Genomic DNA, 18054 nt, shown 5'->3' on the forward strand with positions numbered 1-18054 from the left:
TTAATTAGGGGGTCGATTTCAGGAGCACAATGATGGCTAGTGCGGCGTTTTGGCAAGATCGAAGCAGTATGAGGCGGTTGCTGGCAGGGGCATCGGTACTACTGGTGCTGGGCGGTTGCCGTGGTACCCCAGCCGAGCCAGCGCCCGAGCAGCCTGCGATTGCGGTACGCGCCGCAGAGGTGATGGCGGCAGGCGAGGTCGAGCCGCTGCGTTTTGCGGGCTTGGCGCGCGCGCGGCAGCGCGCCAGCCTGACCTTTCAAGTGGGCGGTACGCTGGCTACCAGGCCGCTGACGATTGGCCAGCGCGTTCAAGCCGGTGAGGTATTGGCCACCCTCTACAATCCGCAGTTGGCACCGGCGCGGGATGCGGCGCAAGCGCGCCTGACGGAGTTGCAGGTGCAGGCGGCGCAGGCGCGGCGTGACCTGGCGCGCAGCGAGCAGCTGTTCCAGCGCGGGGTGTTATCGCAGGCTGATCTGGAGCAGCACAAGGCGCGGTTGCAGGGCCTGGATGCGGCGGTGCGCAGTGCAGGGGCCAGTTTGCAGCAAAGCGAGCAGCTGCACAGCGAAACCCGTCTGCGAGCGCCCTTCGACGGCACCATCGATGCCTTGCTGGTTGAAGCCGGGGAGTATGTCGCGGCGGGACAGCCAGTGCTGCAGTTAGCGGCCGGCGACGGTCTGGAAGTTGAGGTCATGGTGCCCGCAGAGCTGCTGCAAGGGCTGGAGGCCGGCATGAGCGTGCCAGTCTGGGCTTCTCTGGAGCAGACGCAGTGGCAGGGCCGGGTGGTAGAAATCGGCCGTGGTGCAGGCTACGGCTCGGCGCTTTACCCCTTGGTGGTCAGTCTGGAGGGGCAGGGCCGCGCGGGCGACGCACTGGAGGTGGGGCTGCAGCGCCGCTCTGACGCTCAGCTTGGCGTGCCGCTGGCGGCGGTCATGCGCTCGGCCCAGGGGTTGTCGGTGTTCCGGCTCGAGCAAGGCTTGGTACAGCGGGTGTCCGTTCAGGTGTCTGGGTTTGCCGGCGAGTTGGCGATGTTGAGTGAGGGCGACGTGCGCGCCGGTGATCGGGTGGTCTACGCGGGTCTGGGTCGGTTGGCTGACGGTGACGCCGTGGAGCTGCTGCCATGAACCCGTCTCGCTGGCTGCGTCCGCGCCTGCTCGGGCTCGTGGTGGTGATGCTGGCCTTGCTGGGCGTGGCCTCTTATCTGACCATGGCCCGGCAGGAAGATCCGAGCTTTCCTTACCGGGCTGGCATGATCACCGTTATCTACCCCGGCGCGGTTGCCGAGTCGGTCGAGCGGCTGATTGTAGAGCCGCTGGCCGATGAGCTGTCGCAGGTCGAGGAGGTGGATTTCATCAGTGCCACTGCGCGCACCGGGGTGGCACTGGTCTCGGTACGGCTGCTCGACAATATCTACCATACCGACGCCGCCTGGGATCGCGTGCGCCAGGCAATTACCCGGGCGGAGCTGGAGTTTCCCGAGGGCGTGCAAAGCATTGAGTTGGATGACCGCCTGATCGACATACCGGCGGTGGTGCTGGCTGTGCGCGGTGACCCCTCGCTGGTGCACCTGAGTGCTCAGGCCGAGCGGCTGAAGCGTCAGTTGATGGACCTGCCGGGCCTTTCGCGTATCGAGCTGTACGGCGATACGGACGAGCAGATCACCATTGCCTTGCGCGACGCCGAAATGCGGCGTCTGGGCCTCTCGCCGGGGCAATTGACGGCGCTACTGGCGCAGCGTAACCAGGTGATCCCCGGCGGCTTTGTGGTGGTAGGCAGCCAGCGTCTTGGCATATTGCCCAACAGCGAGTTCATTAGCGTGAACGCCCTGCGGGCGACCCAGATTCCGCTGCCGCAGGGTGGCAGTGTGCCGCTTGCGGCCATTGCCGATATCTGGCGCGGCCCGACAGAGCCGCTGGGGGAGCGCGCCTGGTACGACGGTGACCCAAGCGTGCTGGTTGGTCTGGTGCTGGAGCGGGGACAGGTCGACGCTATTCGCTTCGGGCAGCAGCTACGCGCGCGCCTGGATGCACTGGCGCCAGAATTTGCGCCGCTGCAGATCGATGAGATGTTCTTTCAGCCGGATCAGGTAAAGCAGCGGCTGGACGGCCTTGAGTCCAATCTGGTGAGTAGCGTACTGATCATCATCGCAGTAGTGCTGCTGGGAATGGGCTGGCGAATGGGCGTGCTGGTGGCGCTTATGTTGCCGTTGGTGGCGTTGATCAGCCTGGGGCTCTATGACCTCGGTGGCGGCATTCTGCACCAGATTGCGGTGATCGGCATGGTGATTTCCATGGGTATTCTGATCGACAACGCGATTGTGATGGTGGAGAACATTCAGGCCCGCCTCAACGCCGGCGCTAGCTGCGCCCAAGCCGTGCTGGGCGGTATTGGTGAGTTGGCTGCGCCGCTGGGCGCCTCTACCGCGACGACGCTGGCTGCCTTTGCTCCTATGCTGCTGTCCAAGGGCGGGACGGCGGACTTCACCCGCGGTATTCCGGTAATGATCATGCTGACCCTGAGTGTCAGTTACCTGTTGGCTATCAGTGTTGCGCCGTTGTTGGCGGGCCGTTTTCTGCGCCCGGCGCGGCAACGCGCAAACCCGCGGCTGCAGGCCGTTGCTGCAACCCTGGCGCGGCTCAGCGAGGTGGCACCAAAGCCCATGTTGCTGCTCGGAGGGTTGGTTGTGGTGCTTAGCCTGGCCTTGGCGCCGTTGGTAAAGCTGCAGTTTTTCCCCAATGCTGACCGGCCCCAGGTGGTGATTGAGCTATACATGCCCGAGGGGACGGATCAGCTGCGGACCAGCGAGGTGGCGGCGCAGCTGGAGGCCGAGCTGGTGAGTCGGCCCGGTGTGGAGACCGTCCACCGCTTTGTCGGTGCTACCGGGCCGAGTTTCTATTACAACCTGACCCGTTCTCCCCAGGCGCCTAACCGCGCCCGTCTGGTGATCAATACCCGTGAGCTGGCCGATACAGCGCCACTGATTCAGTGGGTGCGCAGTGCGGTGGCGGCGCGCTGGCCTGAGCTGGATGTGGTGGCCAGCCCCCTTGGGCAAGGGCCCCCGGTCGCGGCGCCGGTCGAGCTGCGTCTGTATCACCCGGATGACCGCCAGCGCATCGCGGCGGCAGAGCAGCTGTTTGCCTTGCTCAAGCAGATACCTGGGGCGTTGGATGTACGGCATGACATTGATCTGGGTGTGCCGGTGGTCCGTATTGACGTCGATGATGCCCAAGCCGAGCGCTTTGGCCTCAGCCGCGCAGATGTGGCAAAGGCGTTGTATCGTCAGAGCCTGGGCACCACCGTCGAGCAATACCGCCAGGAGCTGGACCCGATTCCTCTGGTGCTGCGCAGCCACGAGGGTAGTCGGCAGAGCCTGAATCGGCTGTTGTCGGCCAGTGTATTCAATGCCGGTGGTGACGCAGTGGCGCTGAGTGCGGTGGCGCGCATCGTTCCGGACTGGCAGCCCGCCAGCATCACCCAGCGTGACGGCGTGCGGGTGCTCACGGTGACTGCAGGCCTGGAGCAGGGTTACAGCTTCAGCCAGGTCATGCGGGCGCTGCAGGCCAGATTGCGGGTATCGCCCTTGCCGGAAGGTACGCGCATGGAAGTCGGCGGGGAGAGCGAGGGTTCCGGCGATGCCAATCGTGCATTGTTTACTACGGCGCCGGTTGGCATGTTGCTACTGCTGTTTTTCTTGCTGCTGCAGTTCAACTCCTTTACCCGTCTGGGCATTGTCTTGCTGACGGTGCCCCTGGCCAGTGCTGGCGTGCTGCCCGGTCTTGTGCTGTCTGGCGCACCTTTTGGCTTTCAGTCGTTGCTGGGGGTGATTGCGTTGGTGGGCATTGTGGTCAATAACGCCATCGTGCTGATCGATGTGATCGACCAGCGGCTGGCTGAGGGCCTGGATATCAACGCAGCTGTGTCGGAGGCGGTACTGCGTCGCACCCGGCCGATCTTGCTGACTACCGCCACGACCATCGCCGGTTTGTTGCCGCTGGCATTGTCCAGCTCAACGCTGTGGCCACCGATGGCCTGGGCGATTATTTCCGGTTTGCTGGCATCTACGGTGCTGACACTGCTGGTCGTCCCGGCGGTGTGCCGATTGGTACTGCGAGCAAAACCGTCAGCTGCTGTGGCAGGGGCGCCGTCGTGTGCAGATATTTTTAAATAATCGCACGCAAGTGCTTGACTCGGTTGGCGGAATCGATAAAATGCGCGCCAGTTCAGACGCACAGGGTGAAAGCCCAGGCCGCTAAAACGGTGTGTTTTCTGATCTACGCGCAGCGGTAGTTCAGTTGGTTAGAATACCGGCCTGTCACGCCGGGGGTCGCGGGTTCGAGTCCCGTCCGCTGCGCCATTTTGCAAAAGCCTCGATTCGCAAGAGTCGGGGCTTTTTTGCGTTTGGAGTACGGCTTCTGGTCGTCGTCGCGACTTACCTGCAACCCCACAGCTCAGCGCTGAAACCTTACCTGCGTGCCTCGTCTGGCACGGCTCTTGCCTCTTCCCGGTGATGATGAGTGGGGAGATCAGGTATGACATCAGCGTTGGACTTTATGTTGGCGGCTCGACGCAGCGAGATGCAGGGGCTGCAGGCGCTGTCTTTGACCTGCGCACTGGTGGTGCAAATCAGTCGTTTGGTCCATGCGCTGCAGCGAGAGCGCGGGTATTCCAACTTTTGTCTGGGTGGGCAGGCGGCCAGCCACGCGCATACGCTCGCTGAGCTGAGCCAGCAAGCGCTGGAGCAGGAGCGGGTTGTCCGCGCAGCCCTGGGCCAGATCAGCGCCAGCGCCAGCGCCGACAAGGCCCAGCTGTTTACCCGGATCGCCTATGCACTGCATGCGCTGGATGCACTGCCGGCATTGCGCCGCCGAGTGCGTGATGAGTCAGTCTCGGCTGCTGAGGCCATGCGGCAGTTCTCCCGCCTGGTGGCGGCATTGCTTGCCGTAGTGTTTGAGGCTGCCGATACCGCTGTTGACCCGCGTGTCACCCGTGCTCTGGTTGCTTTGTTCAACTTCATGCAGGGCAAGGAGCTGGCTGGGCAGGAGCGCGCGACAGGCGTAGCGGGCTTTATGGCGGGCTACTTCGACCAGGCCCTGCAGGATCGGCTGCACTTTTTGCAGGACGGCCAGAAGCGGTGTTTCGACAGCTTTGTCGCGTCTGCGGATGATGCGGCGCGCACCGAGTGGGAGCAACTGTGCAAGGCTGAACTGGTCGAGCAGATTGAGCGGTTGCGGCAAGTCGCCGTGCGCACCACCTCCACTCAGCGGGTGCAGGGCGAGCTGGGTGACCTGTGGTTCGACCTGACCAGCGAGCGCATGGACACTATGAAGCTGATCGAGGATCACCTGGCCGATAGCCTGCAGCAGCTATGCGCGCATAAAACCTGCAAGGCCCAGGCCGACCTGGACAATCAGCGTCGGCTGTTGCGTCAGCTTGACCAGCTTGATCGTTACGACGAACAGGGCGCACCGCGCCTGTACAACGTGCAGGCGACCGAGCTGCAGGTGCTGCCGGGCGAGGCGCCGGGTGGAGAGGTAAATCGCTCGCTACTGCAGGCATTGCATGAGCAAACGGTGCGTTTGCAGCAATTGCAGGATGAGCTGGAACAGGCACGTGAGACATTGAGCGAGCGCCGGTTGGTGGAGCGTGCCAAAGGGCTGCTGATGAGTCGTCACGGGCTAAGTGAGGAGTCGGCTTATCGTACCTTGCAGAGCGCGGCGATGGAGCGTGGCCAGCGCCTCGGTGAGGTGGCTCAAACCGTGCTCAACTACAGTGACCTGCTCAAGCAATAACCTTGCTTGTGGCCTGCATTGTTTTGGTGCGACGGAGCCTCTACTGCGCCTCATATTGGGCCGCGGGGAACTTGTGGCCAAGACGGTCATCTGACTGTAATGCCAGCGCGCTAGCGTTGGCAGGACAACCCACCGCTGTAACGACAGGAGCGTCGTATGAACGACTACGCAGAAGAACTGATCGAACTGCAATCCCAACAATGGGATGATGCTGATGTAGAAGACGCCGAAGAGATGTGATTGCTCTTCGTGCGTACTGTAAGAAGTATGTGCTATCCCTCTGTTTTAAAATCAATTTCCTTCCCAACTCTTTTCGCCTCCAGCAGCTGTTTGCGGTAGCTGCCGGGCGGTGATCCAGTCCAGCGTCGAAATGCGCGCTGCAGCGCCTCCGGTGATGAAAACCCCAGTAGATAGGCTATTTCACCCAGTGCCAGCTCGGTGTCACGCACATAGCTGACGGCCAGGTCGCGGCGCATATCATCAAGAATTTGCTGATAAGTGGTGTGGGCTTCCTGTTGCAGGCGGCGGCGCAGGGTCCAGGCTGCCAACCCAAGTTGCTGCGCCACCTCCGGCAGGGCGGGTGGCTGGCCGTCGAGCTTGGGGGCAACCAGGCTTTCCACCCGCTCACGCAGGCCACGGTGCCGGGTCAGCTCGCCCAGGCGCTGCTGGCAAAGCTCGCGTAGATGTACGTAGGTCGGGGTGGCGCTCTGCAGTAGTGGCAGGTCGAGGCTGCGCGCCTCCCACAGCAACTGGTTGTGCTGCTGTTCAAAGTAGACCGGGCAACCAAATACCTCCTCGTAGCGGCTAGCGTAGGGCGGTGGCGGAAACTCGATGTGCACCTCGCGCAAGCGTGCTTGCCCGCCTGTCAGCGCACGACCTACATGGGCTCGCGCTGACAATGCTGAATCCACCACAAACAGGTTGAACATGTTGTAAGGGCTGATCGAGTAAAAGCGCAGCGCTGGCGCCTCGAAGCTGGAATGGCCGCGGTAGTTCTGGCTGGACAGCAGTTCAAACTCGATCAGGGTGGCGAAGGCCTCGCGCAGGGTAGGCGCGCATTGGGCGGCCATGCCGGCCAAACCCAGATGGCTGAGCTGGCTGCAACTGCCCATCAACAAGCCGATGCCCGGGTTGCGTGTGTAGCGGATAGCGGCGTTGCCCAGGCGCATAAAGCGGGCAATGCTGATGCGCGCATGGGGTTCGGCCAGCAGCGCGTCGTCAATGCGAAAGCGCGCCAGCAACGGCGTCGGGTCAAGCCCAGAGCGGTGTATCGCCTCGCGCAGGGCCAGCAGATAGCCAACAGAAATATCACCCAGTTTCATGGCAATGCCCGCAACAGTGGTGGCTGAACAAAGCACTGATTAAGTCCGCATTCCCTTTGCCTAACAGTGCCCCATTGGGTGGATAGCGCGCCCTGGACCTGCACGTTTGAGCGTTCGCAGAGGGTGTGCGGAAATGGTTCGCGCGTCCTGTAGTGTAATTTGCTGTTATTAAAGTGTCACCTTGGGTTATTGAGCGCTCTCGCAAGCGGACCTATTGTTTTGCTCACTAACAGGCGCCGGGCACGTATTCGAGCGCCGTTCCTGATGATGACGCCGGAGTAACCGATGAGCGAACAAACCCTCTATCCGCACCTGTTGGCCCCGCTGGACCTGGGCTTCACCACCCTGCGCAACCGTACCCTGATGGGCTCCATGCACACTGGCCTGGAGGAGCGCCCCAATGGTTTCAACCGCCAGGCCGCCTACTTTGCCGAGCGCGCACGCGGCGGCGTGGGCCTGATCGTCACCGGCGGCATTGGCCCGAACGAGGAGGGCAGCGTTGCGCACGGTGCGGCCATGATGACCACGCCGGAAGAGGCAGCACAGCATCGCGTCATTACGGACGCGGTACACGCCGAGGGCGGCAAGATCTGCATGCAGATTCTGCATGCGGGTCGTTACGCCTACAGCCCCAAGCAGGTATCCGCCAGCGCGGTACAGGCGCCGATCAACCCGTTCACGCCCAAAGAGCTGGATGAGGACGGCATCGAAAAGCAGATCTCTGACTTCGCCCGTTGCGCCGCGCTGGCCAAGGAAGCGGGTTATGACGGTGTTGAGGTGATGGGCTCGGAAGGTTACTTCATCAACCAGTTCCTGGTTGCTCACGTCAACAAGCGTACTGACCGCTGGGGCGGCAGCTACGAGAATCGCATGCGCCTGCCGGTCGAGATTGTGCGTCGGGTACGCGAGGCGGTAGGCACCGACTTCATCATCATCTATCGCCTGTCGATGCTCGATCTGGTGGAAGGCGGCAGCACCTGGGATGAAGTTGTCATGCTGGCCAAGGCGATCGAAAAAGCGGGTGCCACCATTATCAACACGGGTATCGGTTGGCACGAGGCGCGTATCCCGACCATCGCCACCAAGGTGCCGCGTGGCGCCTTTGCCAAGGTCACTGCCAAGCTCAAGGGCGAAGTGAGCATTCCGCTGGTGACCACGAACCGCATCAATACCCCGGAACTGGCTGACCAGCTGGTAGCTGAAGGCGCCGCCGATATGATTTCGATGGCCCGCCCGTTTCTGGCCGACCCGGACTTCGTCAACAAGGCGGCGGCGGGCCGTGCTGATGAGATCAATACCTGTATTGGTTGCAACCAGGCCTGTCTGGACCACACCTTTGGTGGCAAGCTCACTAGCTGTCTGGTGAACCCGCGTGCCTGCCACGAAACCGAGCTGAACTTTGTGCCGACTACGCAGGTGAAACGCATCGCCGTAGTCGGTGCCGGGCCTGCGGGCCTTGCGGCAGCTACCGCTGCGGCCGAGCGTGGTCACGAGGTCACCCTGTTTGATGCGGCCAGCGAGATTGGTGGTCAGTTCAACGTCGCCAAGCGCGTGCCGGGCAAGGAGGAGTTCTACGAGACCCTGCGTTATTTTGCCAAGCGCATCGAGACAACGGGCGTCACGCTGGAGCTGAATCGCCGCGTAGGCGTGGAGGATCTGACCGGATTTGATGAGGTGATTCTGGCGACCGGTATCGTGCCGCGTACGCCGGAGATCCCGGGTATCGACCATCCCAAGGTGATTGGCTACCTGGACGCCATTCTGGAACGCAAGCCGGTGGGTCAGAAAGTGGCCGTGATCGGTGCCGGCGGTATCGGCTTTGACGTATCCGAGATGATTACGCACCAGGGCACCAGCCCAAGCCAGGATATCGACCTGTTCTGGAAGGAGTGGGGTATCGACCCGAACCTGGAGGCCCGTGGCGGTATTGCCGGCGTCGCGCCGCAACCACACCCGCCGGCCCGCGAGGTCTATCTGCTGCAGCGCAAGACCAGCAAGGTGGGCAACGGCCTGGGCAAGACGACCGGCTGGATTCACCGCGCCGGGCTCAAGACCAAGCAGGTGCAGATGCTCAACTCGGTCAACTACCTCAAGGTGGACGATCAGGGGCTGCACATCAGCATCGGCGAAAACGGCGAACCCAAGGTGTTGCCGGTCGATACCATCATCCTCTGCGCCGGCCAGGAACCGCTGCGCGAGCTGCAAGACGGGTTGCTGGCTGCCGGCAAGAGCGTTCACCTGATCGGCGGCGCCGATGTGGCCGCCGAGCTGGACGCCAAGCGCGCCATCGATCAGGGCTCGCGACTCGCCGCGGTGATCTGATCTGGCGAACGGATGCCCTGCCTGCGGGGCATCCGACGGCAAAAGTGCGACCAATTCGGCCTTTTGCGCGGCATTACGTCCTTGCCCTCCAGTCCCTTGCCAAGTCTGTCACACACAGCGCTTAACCTTTTGCCTACACTGGAAGGCTGATGGGGATAGCGCTCCATGTGGGGCCGCCGCAGGGTGAGGAGACTGAATAATGAGCACGGCAAGCAAGCCGTTACTGACTGAGGCAGTCATGTTCTTTGCGGAACGTGGCATCAGCAAGGAAATGCTGTTCCCCGAATTCGAGGCGCTGCTTGATGGTCTGGTCGCCTCGCCAGACTTTGCCGATGAAACCGTCGAAGCGGTATTTCTGCAAATCAATGTGCGGCTGCAGGTGCGTGCGGCCGTGTTTTTTACCCTGGATTTTGATCTCGATGGCTATGTAAACCGGCTGTGGAACATGCCGCTGCGCCAGATTGCCGAGCGGGGCGAGCGTGGGCCGGACATGGGCGGTGGTCCGATCCGCCTGGTATGCCTGGGTTACAACAAGCAACCGCAGTACCGCCCCATGCTCTGGAAGCCTGGCCAGCGTGCCGGCAGCAACGATCTGGCACTGGTCAAGGAAGCTGTCGCGCGCAACGCGCTGGGTATCCTGGGCGAAGACAAGGAGACCCTGGGGCTACTGGCACCCGAGCGTCTGCATATCGCTGCCGAGGATGCCTGGTACGGCGGTGGCAATACGGTCGGCGGGGCGGCCAGTGAGGCTGCGGCGGCGGAGGAGGCGCAGGCAAAGCAGGAGCAGCACGCTCGTGAAGTGCGCGAGTATCGCCAGCAGATCGAACTGCTCAATAACCGCCTGCGGGCGTTGACCTTGGAAAAGGAACAGGCGCTGGTCGAGTTGCGCGGCACCCATGCCGAGCATCTGGAGATCATTCAGGGCGAGCTGCTGGATATCAAGCAGGAGCTGGCCCAGCAGCAGAAGGTCAATGCCAACCTCAAGCGCGAACTGAGCAAGGCGCAAAGCCGTTCTTCCACCGATATTGACTGACCTGGCCGTTCAGGCTGGCCAGGCGTCATCCATGCAGAGCAGGCGCTCGGCGCTCAGACTGTCACCCCCTGCGGCACAAAACATGCGCGCCCGATGTCGTCCCAGGCGCAGGCAAAGTGCATGCATGTCTGACGGACTCAGTGCCTCGGCAGCGCCCACTGCCGGTGGCATCAACCATTCCTTGTGCGGTAGTTGCAGCCAGCGCGAGTGTTGCGGCAGCGCCTTCAGCGCACGCACCGGGCACCAGTGCAGAGGGCTGGGCGGCGCAAGGCCGCCTGTTGGCAGTGGCATCGGCTGATTCAGCGGGGTAAACAAGCCGCCTTGCAACCAGGCCGCCGAGACCTCCGGTAGCGGCAGGGCGCGATGCGCGGTGACCAGCTCGGGCAGACGCTGGCTAAGGGGTAGCTGGTGCTGGATCAGGCGGCTCAGCTTGTGGGCCAGAGTGTCGCGGGTATCAATGCCCCACCAGTGCTGCGGGTCGCTGCTGGGTTGACGCGGGTCGTGCAGATCGGCGCGGCCCAGGTAAAACTTGACCGCCAGCTCCAGGTGCACGATGGCGCCGTCAGCAGCCTGCATCAGCAGATCAATTTCACCCAACGTGTGCGCGCCACGGCGCAAGGCAATATTGTGCGCCAGAATGCGTGTATCCGGTGCCAGTGTCAGCAGGGCGTGCCAGAGGCGCTCGTAGTGACTGCCAAGGCGTCGGTCGGGCGAATCGCTGAATAGCTCGGCCAGCTGGTGAGGGGCAGCATCCAGGGCGCTTAGTTGATGCCACAGCTGGTCCGGGTCATGGCGCCAGATCGAGTCTTGCAGCGGGTCGCGTATCGGCAGCAACTGGCTGTCGAGCAGTGCCGGGCTGCCGGCTACCCAGGCCAGATCACGGACAATCGGATTGTTAAAACGCGGTGGCATCGCGGCTCCCGTATTTGCCAGCCTTGGCTGGCTGCGGAATAATCGGCGCTTGCCCCAGTCTCGGGCATCTCACAGGCGAACGCAAAGGGGTGGTATGGATCAGTTCCGCAACATCGGTCTCATTGGACGTCTGGGCAGCGGGCGTGTGGTCGATACCCTCAAGCGGCTCAAGCGCTTTCTGCTCGACAGCGGGCATACGGTCATTCTGGAAGATGCAGTGGCTGATCTGCTGCCGGGCCACCAGCAGCAGGTGTGCTCGCGCAAGATGATGGGCGAGATCTGTGATCTGGTGATCGTCGTCGGAGGGGATGGCAGCCTGCTGGGCGCCGCCCGTGCGCTGTGTCGTTACAATATTCCGGTTTTGGGTGTAAACCGCGGAGGTCTGGGCTTTCTGACTGACATTCCGCCGGATGAGCTCGAGGCCCGAGTTGGCGAAGTCCTGGCCGGCAAGTACATGGTTGAAACCCGCTTTCTGCTCGATGCCTTTGTGCGCCGCGGTGAGGAGCAGCTGGGTACCAGCGAGGCGCTCAATGACGTGCTGCTGCACCCGGGCAAATCGGCGCGGATGATCGAGTTTGAGCTGTATGTGGACGGCCAGTTTGTCTACAGCCAGAAGTCCGATGGTCTGATTGTGGCCACGCCAACCGGCTCGACCGCCTATTCACTGTCGGCCGGCGGGCCGATCATGCATCCCAAGCTGGATGCCGTGGTGCTGGTGCCGATGTTCCCGCATACGTTGTCGAGCCGGCCGATCGTGGTGGATGGCAACAGCGAGCTGAAGATCATCATTTCCAAGCAGAGCGGTATCTACCCGCAGGTCAGCTGCGACGGGCAGGTGCACATGTCTTGCGCCCCTGGAGACAGCATTACCATCCGCAAAAAGCCGCAGAAACTGCGACTATTGCACCCGCTTGATCACAACTTCTATGCCATCTGCCGCAGCAAGCTCGGCTGGTCCAGCCGTTTGACGGAGCAGTAAGGTGGACAGCGTCGAGCTTGCCCGCGGCTACGACATCATTGGTGATGTGCACGGTTGTGCGCACACCCTGGAGCGGCTGCTGGAGCAGATGGGCTACCGCCGTTTGAATGGCGTCTGGCAGCACCCACGCCGGCAGGCGCTGTTTCTCGGTGACATTATTGATCGCGGGCCGCGTATTCGTGAGGCTCTGCACTTGGTGCGCGACATGGTCGAGGCGGGGCAGGCCCACTGCATCATGGGTAACCATGAGTTCAACGCCCTGTGCTGGGAAACCCCGGCGCCGGCCGACAGCCAGCGGACTTATCTGCGTGAGCATACCGAGCGGCATCACCGACTGATTGGCGATACCCTGACGCAATTCGACGCCTGGCCGCAGGAGTGGCGCGAGTTTGTCGACTGGTTTGCCGAGCTGCCGTTGTTTCTGGATATGGGGCCGTTTCGGCTGGTGCACGCCTGCTGGGACAGCAGCCTGATTGAGCCGCTGCGGGCGCAGTATCCGGATGGGCGTATCGATCAGGACTTTTTGCTGGCTTCAGCTGATTGGAGCAGTTTTGCCGCTCAGACCTTTGACCGACTGCTGCGTGGCACCGACATGCGCCTGCCGCACGGCATCACCATGACCGGCAAGGACGGCTTCACCCGCGCCTTTTTCCGTACCAAGTTCTGGGAAGAGTCACCCCAAACATACGGTGATGTGGTGTTCCAGCCCGATGCCTTGCCTGAGCCGGTAGCGCAGAAGCCACTGACCGAACAGCAGAAGGAGGCGTTGATGCTCTATCGCCCGCACGACCCGCTGCTGTTCGTTGGACATTATTGGCAGCAGGGACGCCCTCAGCCCATTCGGCCCAATCTGGCCTGTCTGGACTACAGCGCGGTGAAATATGGCAAGTTGGTGGCCTACCGCTGGAGCGGCGAGCGCCAACTGGAACGCGACCATTTTGTCTGGGTCGAAGTCCCGCGAATGAGTTGAATCGAGGAATGTCATGCTGAAGGCCTTGAGTTGCCCGCTGAACGAAGACCTGGCGCCCTTGGCGCAGTTTCTGCGCAGCCGCGGGGTGGTGCACCGGATTGCCGAGGAACGTGGCGAGCAGGTGGTCTGGGTGGTTGATGAGGCCAGCGCGCAGATTGTGCGCAGCCTCTATGAGCAGGGTGTTGATGCCCTGCCACACAGCGCGGGTGCGCCGCGTCCGCCGAGCCCGGCCGCGCAGTTCTGGCGTCAAGCGCACCGCCTGATCCCCGTGACGCTGGCGGTGCTGGCGATCACCGCCGTCGTTGCATTATTGACCGGCTTGGGCAGCGATGTGCGACAGGTGGTGCAGTTTACCTTTACGCCATTGGAGCCCAGTGGCTATCTGGCTGCACAGCCGGATATGAGCCAGTGGTGGCGCCTGATTACCCCGATCTTCCTGCATTTTGGCGTTATGCACCTGGCGTTCAACGCGCTTTGGTACTGGGAGCTGGGGCGGCGTATCGAAATGCGCTCCGGCGGGCTGTGGCTACTCGGCCTGACGCTGCTGATCGGGCTGGTCTCCAATACCGCCCAGTGGTTGTGGAGTGGCAACAGCAGCCTGTTTGGCGGGCTGTCCGGCGTGCTGTATGGCCTGCTTGGTTATTGCTGGCTGTACCAGAAGCTGGCGCCCAACGTGTTTTTTGACCTGCCACGCGGGGTCATCATCATGATGCTGGCCTGGCTGGTGCTGTGCATGACCGGCCTGATTACGCTGCTGGGGTTTGGCGCTATCGCCAATGCCGCGCATGTCAGCGGCTTTGTCACGGGCTGCCTGATCGGCGCTGTGGCAGGTGCGTTGCAGCGTCAGCGGCAGGTACAATAGCCACTTTCACTTATCCAGCGGGAGACCCGATGACTACCTTCGTCGAGATGCTGCGCAACATCAGCCCGGACATTTATCAAAGCCTCAAGCTGGCCGTGGAGATCGGCAAGTGGCCGGACGGGCGTAAGCTGACGCAGGAGCAGAAGGAGCTCTGCCTGCAGGCGATGATTGCCTGGGAGCAGGACAATCTGCCGGAAGAGGAGCGCACCGGGTATATGGGGCCGCAAGGCTGCAAGTCGCAGGAGAAGGACGTCCCCAATATTCTGTTTTCGACCGGCTCGGAGACATTGCATTGAGCCAGCTGCAGTTTCAGGGCGGCGTCAGCAAAATGCGCGGCCAGCTAGAGTCGTCCGAGGCGCCAGTTAGTTACAGCCTGCCCATCGGTGATGAGCACGTGCCACTCAACGCCTTGCTTGGCAAGACGCTGCGTCTGGAAGCACTGGGCGTGATCAACTGTGTACATTGCGGCCGCAAGACCAAGAAGAGCTTCAGCCAAGGCTACTGCTACCCGTGCTTCACCAAGCTGGCGCAGTGCGATGTCTGCATCATGAGCCCGGAGAAGTGCCACTACGATCAGGGCACCTGCCGCGAGCCGGCCTGGGGTGAGCAGTTTTGCATGACCGATCACATTGTCTATCTGGCGAACTCATCAGGGCTGAAGGTGGGGATTACCCGCGCTACCCAGATACCGACCCGCTGGATTGATCAGGGGGCGACTCAGGCGCTGCCCATCCTGCGGGTAGCCACGCGGCAGCAGTCGGGTCTGGTTGAAGATCTGCTGCGCCAGCAGGTAGCCGACAAGACCAACTGGCGCGCACTGCTCAAGGGCGACCCTGAGCCGCTGGACCTGTGCGCTGAGCGTGATCGCCTGCTGGATAACGCCGAGGCGGGCCTTACCGAGCTGCAGGCGCGTTTCGGCTTGCAGGCGGTGCAACTGCTACCGCAGGCCGAGGCGCTGGAGATCCGTTATCCGGTCGAGCAGTACGTCGCCAAGCCGCAATCGGCCAATCTGGACAAGGAGCCGGTGCTCGAAGGCACACTGCTTGGCATCAAGGGGCAGTATCTGTTGCTCGACACCGCAGTTATCAATATTCGCAAATACACCGCCTACCAACTGGCTTTCAGCGCCGGTTGAGCCATAACGGCAGGGCCGCCCTGCAGCGGGGCGGCCGAACACGATTTCACCGGCCGACCCCGGCCGCAGCGGAGCTCTGACATGCGTACCGAACAACCCAAGACGATTTACCTCAAGGACTACAAAGCGCCGGATTACTGGATCGACGAGACCCAGCTGACCTTTGAGCTGTTCGAAGACCACGCGCTGGTGCACAGCCGCCTGGCCCTGCGCCTGAACAGCGACCTGCACGGCGAGGGTGCGCTGCCTGCGCTGACGCTGCACGGCCAGGAGCTGGCGCTGCTCAAGGTGGTGCTGGACGAGCGAGAGCTGGGCGAGGGTGAGTATCAGGTCGATGACGACAGCCTTAGCCTGCAGCCAGCGGCGGCGACTTTCGCGCTGGCCTTGACCACCCGCATCGAGCCGCAGAACAACACCGCACTGGAAGGACTGTACAAGTCCGGCAGCATGTTCTGCACCCAGTGCGAGGCCGAGGGCTTCCGCAAGATTACCTATTACCTCGACCGCCCGGATGTGATGAGCCGCTTCACCACCACCGTGATTGCCGAGCGCGAGCGCTACCCGGTGCTGCTGTCCAATGGCAACCCGATTGCCTCCGGCGAGCATGAGGGTGGTCGCCACTGGGTCAGCTGGGAAGACCCGTTCCCCAAGCCGGCCTACCTGTTCGCCTTGGTCGCTGGTGACCTGTGCCTGCTGCAGGACAGCTTCACCACCATGAGCGGCCGCGAGATTGACCTGCGTATCTACGTCGAGCCGGAGAACCGCACCCAGTGCGATCACGCCATGGACAGCCTCAAGCGCTCCATGCGCTGGGATGAAGAGGTCTATGGCCGCGAGTACGACCTGGATATCTTCATGATCGTTGCGGTTAACGATTTCAACATGGGGGCAATGGAGAACAAGGGCCTCAATATCTTCAACTCCAGCTGCGTACTGGCGCACCAGGACACCGCGACCGACATGGCGTTCCAGCGGGTGGAAGCTGTGGTGGCGCATGAGTACTTCCACAACTGGTCCGGTAACCGGGTTACCTGCCGTGACTGGTTCCAGCTGTCGCTGAAAGAAGGCTTTACCGTGTTCCGCGACGCCGAGTTCTCCGCCGATATGAACTCGCGAACGGTTAAGCGCATCGAGGATGTTACCTTCCTGCGCGCCAATCAGTTTGCCGAAGACGCTGGCCCCATGGCGCACCCGGTACGTCCGGATTCCTTTATCGAAATCTCCAACTTCTACACCCTGACCGTCTATGAGAAGGGGGCAGAAGTGGTGCGCATGCTGCACACGCTGCTGGGCGAGGAGGGCTTTCGCAAGGGCACCGACTTGTACTTCGAGCGTCACGATGGCCAGGCTGTCACCTGCGACGACTTTATCAAGGCGCTGGAAGATGCCAATGGTGCGGACTTTACCCAGTTCAAGCGCTGGTACAGCCAGGCCGGCACGCCGCGTTTGAGCGTCACCAGCGAGTATGACGCCGCGCGCCGCGAATACCGCTTGCACTTCAATCAGGTTTGCCCGCCAACACCGGGCCAGCCCGACAAGCTGCCGCAGGTGATTCCGGTGCGTATGGCGCTGCTGGATCGTGAGGGCAAGGAAATGGCGCTGCAGCTCGGCGGCGAGGCGCTCGGCAACGAGGCCGTCGTATCGATCACCGAAGCTGAACAGACGCTGGTGTTTGAGAATGTCCCGACCTGCCCGCTGCCGTCGTTGCTGCGCGGCTTCTCGGCCCCGGTCAAGCTGAGTTACCCCTACAGCCGGGATGATCGGGTCTTTTTGGCCAAGCACGATCCGGATGGTTTCAACCGCTGGGAGGCGGCCCAGGGCCTTGCGGTAGATGTGCTGCAGGGGCTGGTGGATATTCACCGGGCCGGTCGCCCGCTGAACCTGGACCAGCGCCTGGTGGACGTGATGCGCAGTGTGATTACCGACTCCGAGCTGGACGCTGCCATGGTGGCAGAGATCATTCGCCTGCCGTCTGAGGCCTATCTGGTTGAGCTGGCCGAGGTGGCGGACGTTGATGCCATCCACTTTGCCCGTGAGTGGCTGCGTCGTGCGCTGGCGGTGGCCCTGCGTGACGACATGGCTGCCCGCTATCAGGCGCTCGCAGCGGCCGGGGCAGGGGCGTTCAGTGCCAGCGCAGCGGCGATGGCCGATCGCAGCCTGAAGAACAGCCTGTTGGGTTATCTGATGCTGACCGGCGAGCAGGAGGTGCTGAACTGGTGCGTGCGCCAGTTTGTCGAGGCCACTAACATGACTGACCGTCAGGCGGCCCTGGTGGCGCTGGTCAACTCACCCTTTGAGCAGCAGCGCGAAGCGGCGCTGGCTGACTTTGCCGAGCGCTGGGCCGCCTATCCGCTGGTGATGGATCAGTGGTTCAGTGTGCAGGCTCTGGCCACTCAGCCGGGAGCGCTGGAGCGCGTACAGAAGCTGATGGAGCATCCGCTGTTTACCCTGCGCAACCCCAACAAGGTGCGCGCGCTGATTGGCGCCTTCGTCAATCAGAACCTCGCCAACTTCCATGCCATCGACGGCAGCGGCTACGCCTTCCTGGCTGATCGCATCATTGAGCTGGATCGCAGCAATCCGCAGATTGCCTCGCGGCTGGTGACGCCGCTGAGCCGCTGGCGCAAGTTTGATGACGAGCGTCAGGCGCTGATGCGCGAACAACTCTCGCGCATATTGGCCGAAAAGCTGTCGCCGGATGTCTATGAGGTGGTCAGCAAGTCGCTGGCCTGA

13 protein-coding genes and 1 tRNA gene are annotated in these 18054 nt (G+C 62.3%); 12 read left to right on the forward strand and 2 right to left on the reverse strand.

Annotated elements, in window-relative coordinates:
- The first annotated feature begins 68 nt into the window (after positions 1 to 68).
- From HV822_RS16985 to HV822_RS17000, 4 genes are all read left to right on the forward strand, one after another.
- Entirely contained in the window at positions 69 to 1121 is a 1053-nt protein-coding gene (locus HV822_RS16985; protein ID WP_238871441.1) for an efflux RND transporter periplasmic adaptor subunit, read from the forward strand.
- The gene (locus tag HV822_RS16990; RefSeq protein ID WP_238871442.1) at positions 1118 to 4165 is read left to right on the forward strand and encodes an efflux RND transporter permease subunit; all 3048 of its coding nucleotides are present in this window, start codon (positions 1118 to 1120) and stop codon (positions 4163 to 4165) included. The genes HV822_RS16985 and HV822_RS16990 overlap by 4 nt, the downstream gene beginning before the upstream one ends.
- Before the next feature lie 109 nt (positions 4166 to 4274).
- Positions 4275 to 4351, forward strand: a tRNA-Asp gene (locus HV822_RS16995).
- A 175-nt stretch (positions 4352 to 4526) separates the two neighbouring features.
- On the forward strand, positions 4527 to 5786 hold the full coding sequence (locus HV822_RS17000) for a nitrate regulatory protein (protein WP_238871443.1): 1260 nt from the start codon (positions 4527 to 4529) through the stop codon (positions 5784 to 5786).
- 272 nt (positions 5787 to 6058) lie between these two features.
- On the opposite strand, the gene HV822_RS17005 is transcribed toward HV822_RS17000, so the two are convergent.
- Positions 6059 to 7108, reverse strand: a complete 1050-nt coding sequence (locus tag HV822_RS17005; RefSeq protein WP_238871444.1) for an AraC family transcriptional regulator — start codon at positions 7106 to 7108, stop codon at positions 6059 to 6061.
- A 285-nt stretch (positions 7109 to 7393) separates the two neighbouring features.
- Here HV822_RS17005 and HV822_RS17010 point away from each other — a divergent pair, with 285 nt between their 5' ends.
- Both HV822_RS17010 and HV822_RS17015 read left to right on the forward strand, forming a co-directional pair.
- Entirely contained in the window at positions 7394 to 9430 is a 2037-nt protein-coding gene (locus HV822_RS17010; protein ID WP_238871445.1) for an NADPH-dependent 2,4-dienoyl-CoA reductase, read from the forward strand.
- A 199-nt stretch (positions 9431 to 9629) separates the two neighbouring features.
- A complete protein-coding gene (locus HV822_RS17015; RefSeq protein WP_238871446.1) occupies positions 9630 to 10463 on the forward strand; it encodes a hypothetical protein in 834 nt (277 codons plus the stop codon).
- A gap of 9 nt (positions 10464 to 10472) precedes the next feature.
- Here the strand turns inward: HV822_RS17015 and HV822_RS17020 are convergent, their stop codons facing one another.
- Positions 10473 to 11375 carry a DUF1853 family protein gene (locus HV822_RS17020; protein ID WP_238871447.1) on the reverse strand — a complete coding sequence of 301 codons (903 nt, stop codon included), beginning with the start codon at positions 11373 to 11375 and terminating at the stop codon, positions 10473 to 10475.
- A 94-nt stretch (positions 11376 to 11469) separates the two neighbouring features.
- On the opposite strand from HV822_RS17020, the gene HV822_RS17025 reads away from it, so the two are divergent.
- The 6 genes from HV822_RS17025 (at position 11470) to pepN (ending at position 18054) form a co-directional block, all read left to right on the forward strand.
- Positions 11470 to 12354: an NAD(+) kinase gene (locus HV822_RS17025; protein WP_238871448.1), complete on the forward strand. Its 885-nt coding sequence runs from the start codon at positions 11470 to 11472 to the stop codon at positions 12352 to 12354.
- 1 nt (position 12355) lies between these two features.
- Positions 12356 to 13324, forward strand: a complete 969-nt coding sequence (locus HV822_RS17030) for a metallophosphoesterase (RefSeq protein ID WP_238871449.1) — start codon at positions 12356 to 12358, stop codon at positions 13322 to 13324.
- A gap of 13 nt (positions 13325 to 13337) precedes the next feature.
- Positions 13338 to 14186 carry a rhomboid family intramembrane serine protease gene (locus HV822_RS17035; protein WP_238871450.1) on the forward strand — a complete coding sequence of 283 codons (849 nt, stop codon included), beginning with the start codon at positions 13338 to 13340 and terminating at the stop codon, positions 14184 to 14186.
- Between the two features lie 29 nt (positions 14187 to 14215).
- Positions 14216 to 14482 carry a YeaC family protein gene (locus HV822_RS17040; protein ID WP_238871451.1) on the forward strand — a complete coding sequence of 89 codons (267 nt, stop codon included), beginning with the start codon at positions 14216 to 14218 and terminating at the stop codon, positions 14480 to 14482.
- Between the two features lie 32 nt (positions 14483 to 14514).
- Positions 14515 to 15321, forward strand: coding sequence for a DUF2797 domain-containing protein (locus HV822_RS17045; protein ID WP_238873644.1), 807 nt, complete (start codon positions 14515 to 14517; stop codon positions 15319 to 15321).
- A gap of 81 nt (positions 15322 to 15402) precedes the next feature.
- Positions 15403 to 18054, forward strand: coding sequence for an aminopeptidase N (gene pepN / locus HV822_RS17050; RefSeq protein ID WP_238871452.1), 2652 nt, complete (start codon positions 15403 to 15405; stop codon positions 18052 to 18054).

Origin of the sequence: Halopseudomonas maritima, assembly GCF_021545785.1 — a bacterium.
Lineage (GTDB): Bacteria > Pseudomonadota > Gammaproteobacteria > Pseudomonadales > Pseudomonadaceae > Halopseudomonas > Halopseudomonas maritima.

What these genes read in the sequence shown, in the direction of transcription:
- HV822_RS16985 (WP_238871441.1), top strand. Translation starts at nt 69, where the DNA reads ATGAGGCGGTTGCTGGCAGGGGCATCGGTACTACTGGTGCTGGGCGGT.
- HV822_RS16990 (WP_238871442.1), top strand. Translation starts at nt 1,118, where the DNA reads ATGAACCCGTCTCGCTGGCTGCGTCCGCGCCTGCTCGGGCTCGTGGTG.
- HV822_RS17000 (WP_238871443.1), top strand. Translation starts at nt 4,527, where the DNA reads ATGACATCAGCGTTGGACTTTATGTTGGCGGCTCGACGCAGCGAGATG.
- HV822_RS17005 (WP_238871444.1), bottom strand. Translation starts at nt 7,108, where the DNA reads ATGAAACTGGGTGATATTTCTGTTGGCTATCTGCTGGCCCTGCGCGAG.
- HV822_RS17010 (WP_238871445.1), top strand. Translation starts at nt 7,394, where the DNA reads ATGAGCGAACAAACCCTCTATCCGCACCTGTTGGCCCCGCTGGACCTG.
- HV822_RS17015 (WP_238871446.1), top strand. Translation starts at nt 9,630, where the DNA reads ATGAGCACGGCAAGCAAGCCGTTACTGACTGAGGCAGTCATGTTCTTT.
- HV822_RS17020 (WP_238871447.1), bottom strand. Translation starts at nt 11,375, where the DNA reads ATGCCACCGCGTTTTAACAATCCGATTGTCCGTGATCTGGCCTGGGTA.
- HV822_RS17025 (WP_238871448.1), top strand. Translation starts at nt 11,470, where the DNA reads ATGGATCAGTTCCGCAACATCGGTCTCATTGGACGTCTGGGCAGCGGG.
- HV822_RS17035 (WP_238871450.1), top strand. Translation starts at nt 13,338, where the DNA reads ATGCTGAAGGCCTTGAGTTGCCCGCTGAACGAAGACCTGGCGCCCTTG.
- HV822_RS17040 (WP_238871451.1), top strand. Translation starts at nt 14,216, where the DNA reads ATGACTACCTTCGTCGAGATGCTGCGCAACATCAGCCCGGACATTTAT.
- HV822_RS17045 (WP_238873644.1), top strand. Translation starts at nt 14,515, where the DNA reads ATGCGCGGCCAGCTAGAGTCGTCCGAGGCGCCAGTTAGTTACAGCCTG.
- pepN (WP_238871452.1), top strand. Translation starts at nt 15,403, where the DNA reads ATGCGTACCGAACAACCCAAGACGATTTACCTCAAGGACTACAAAGCG.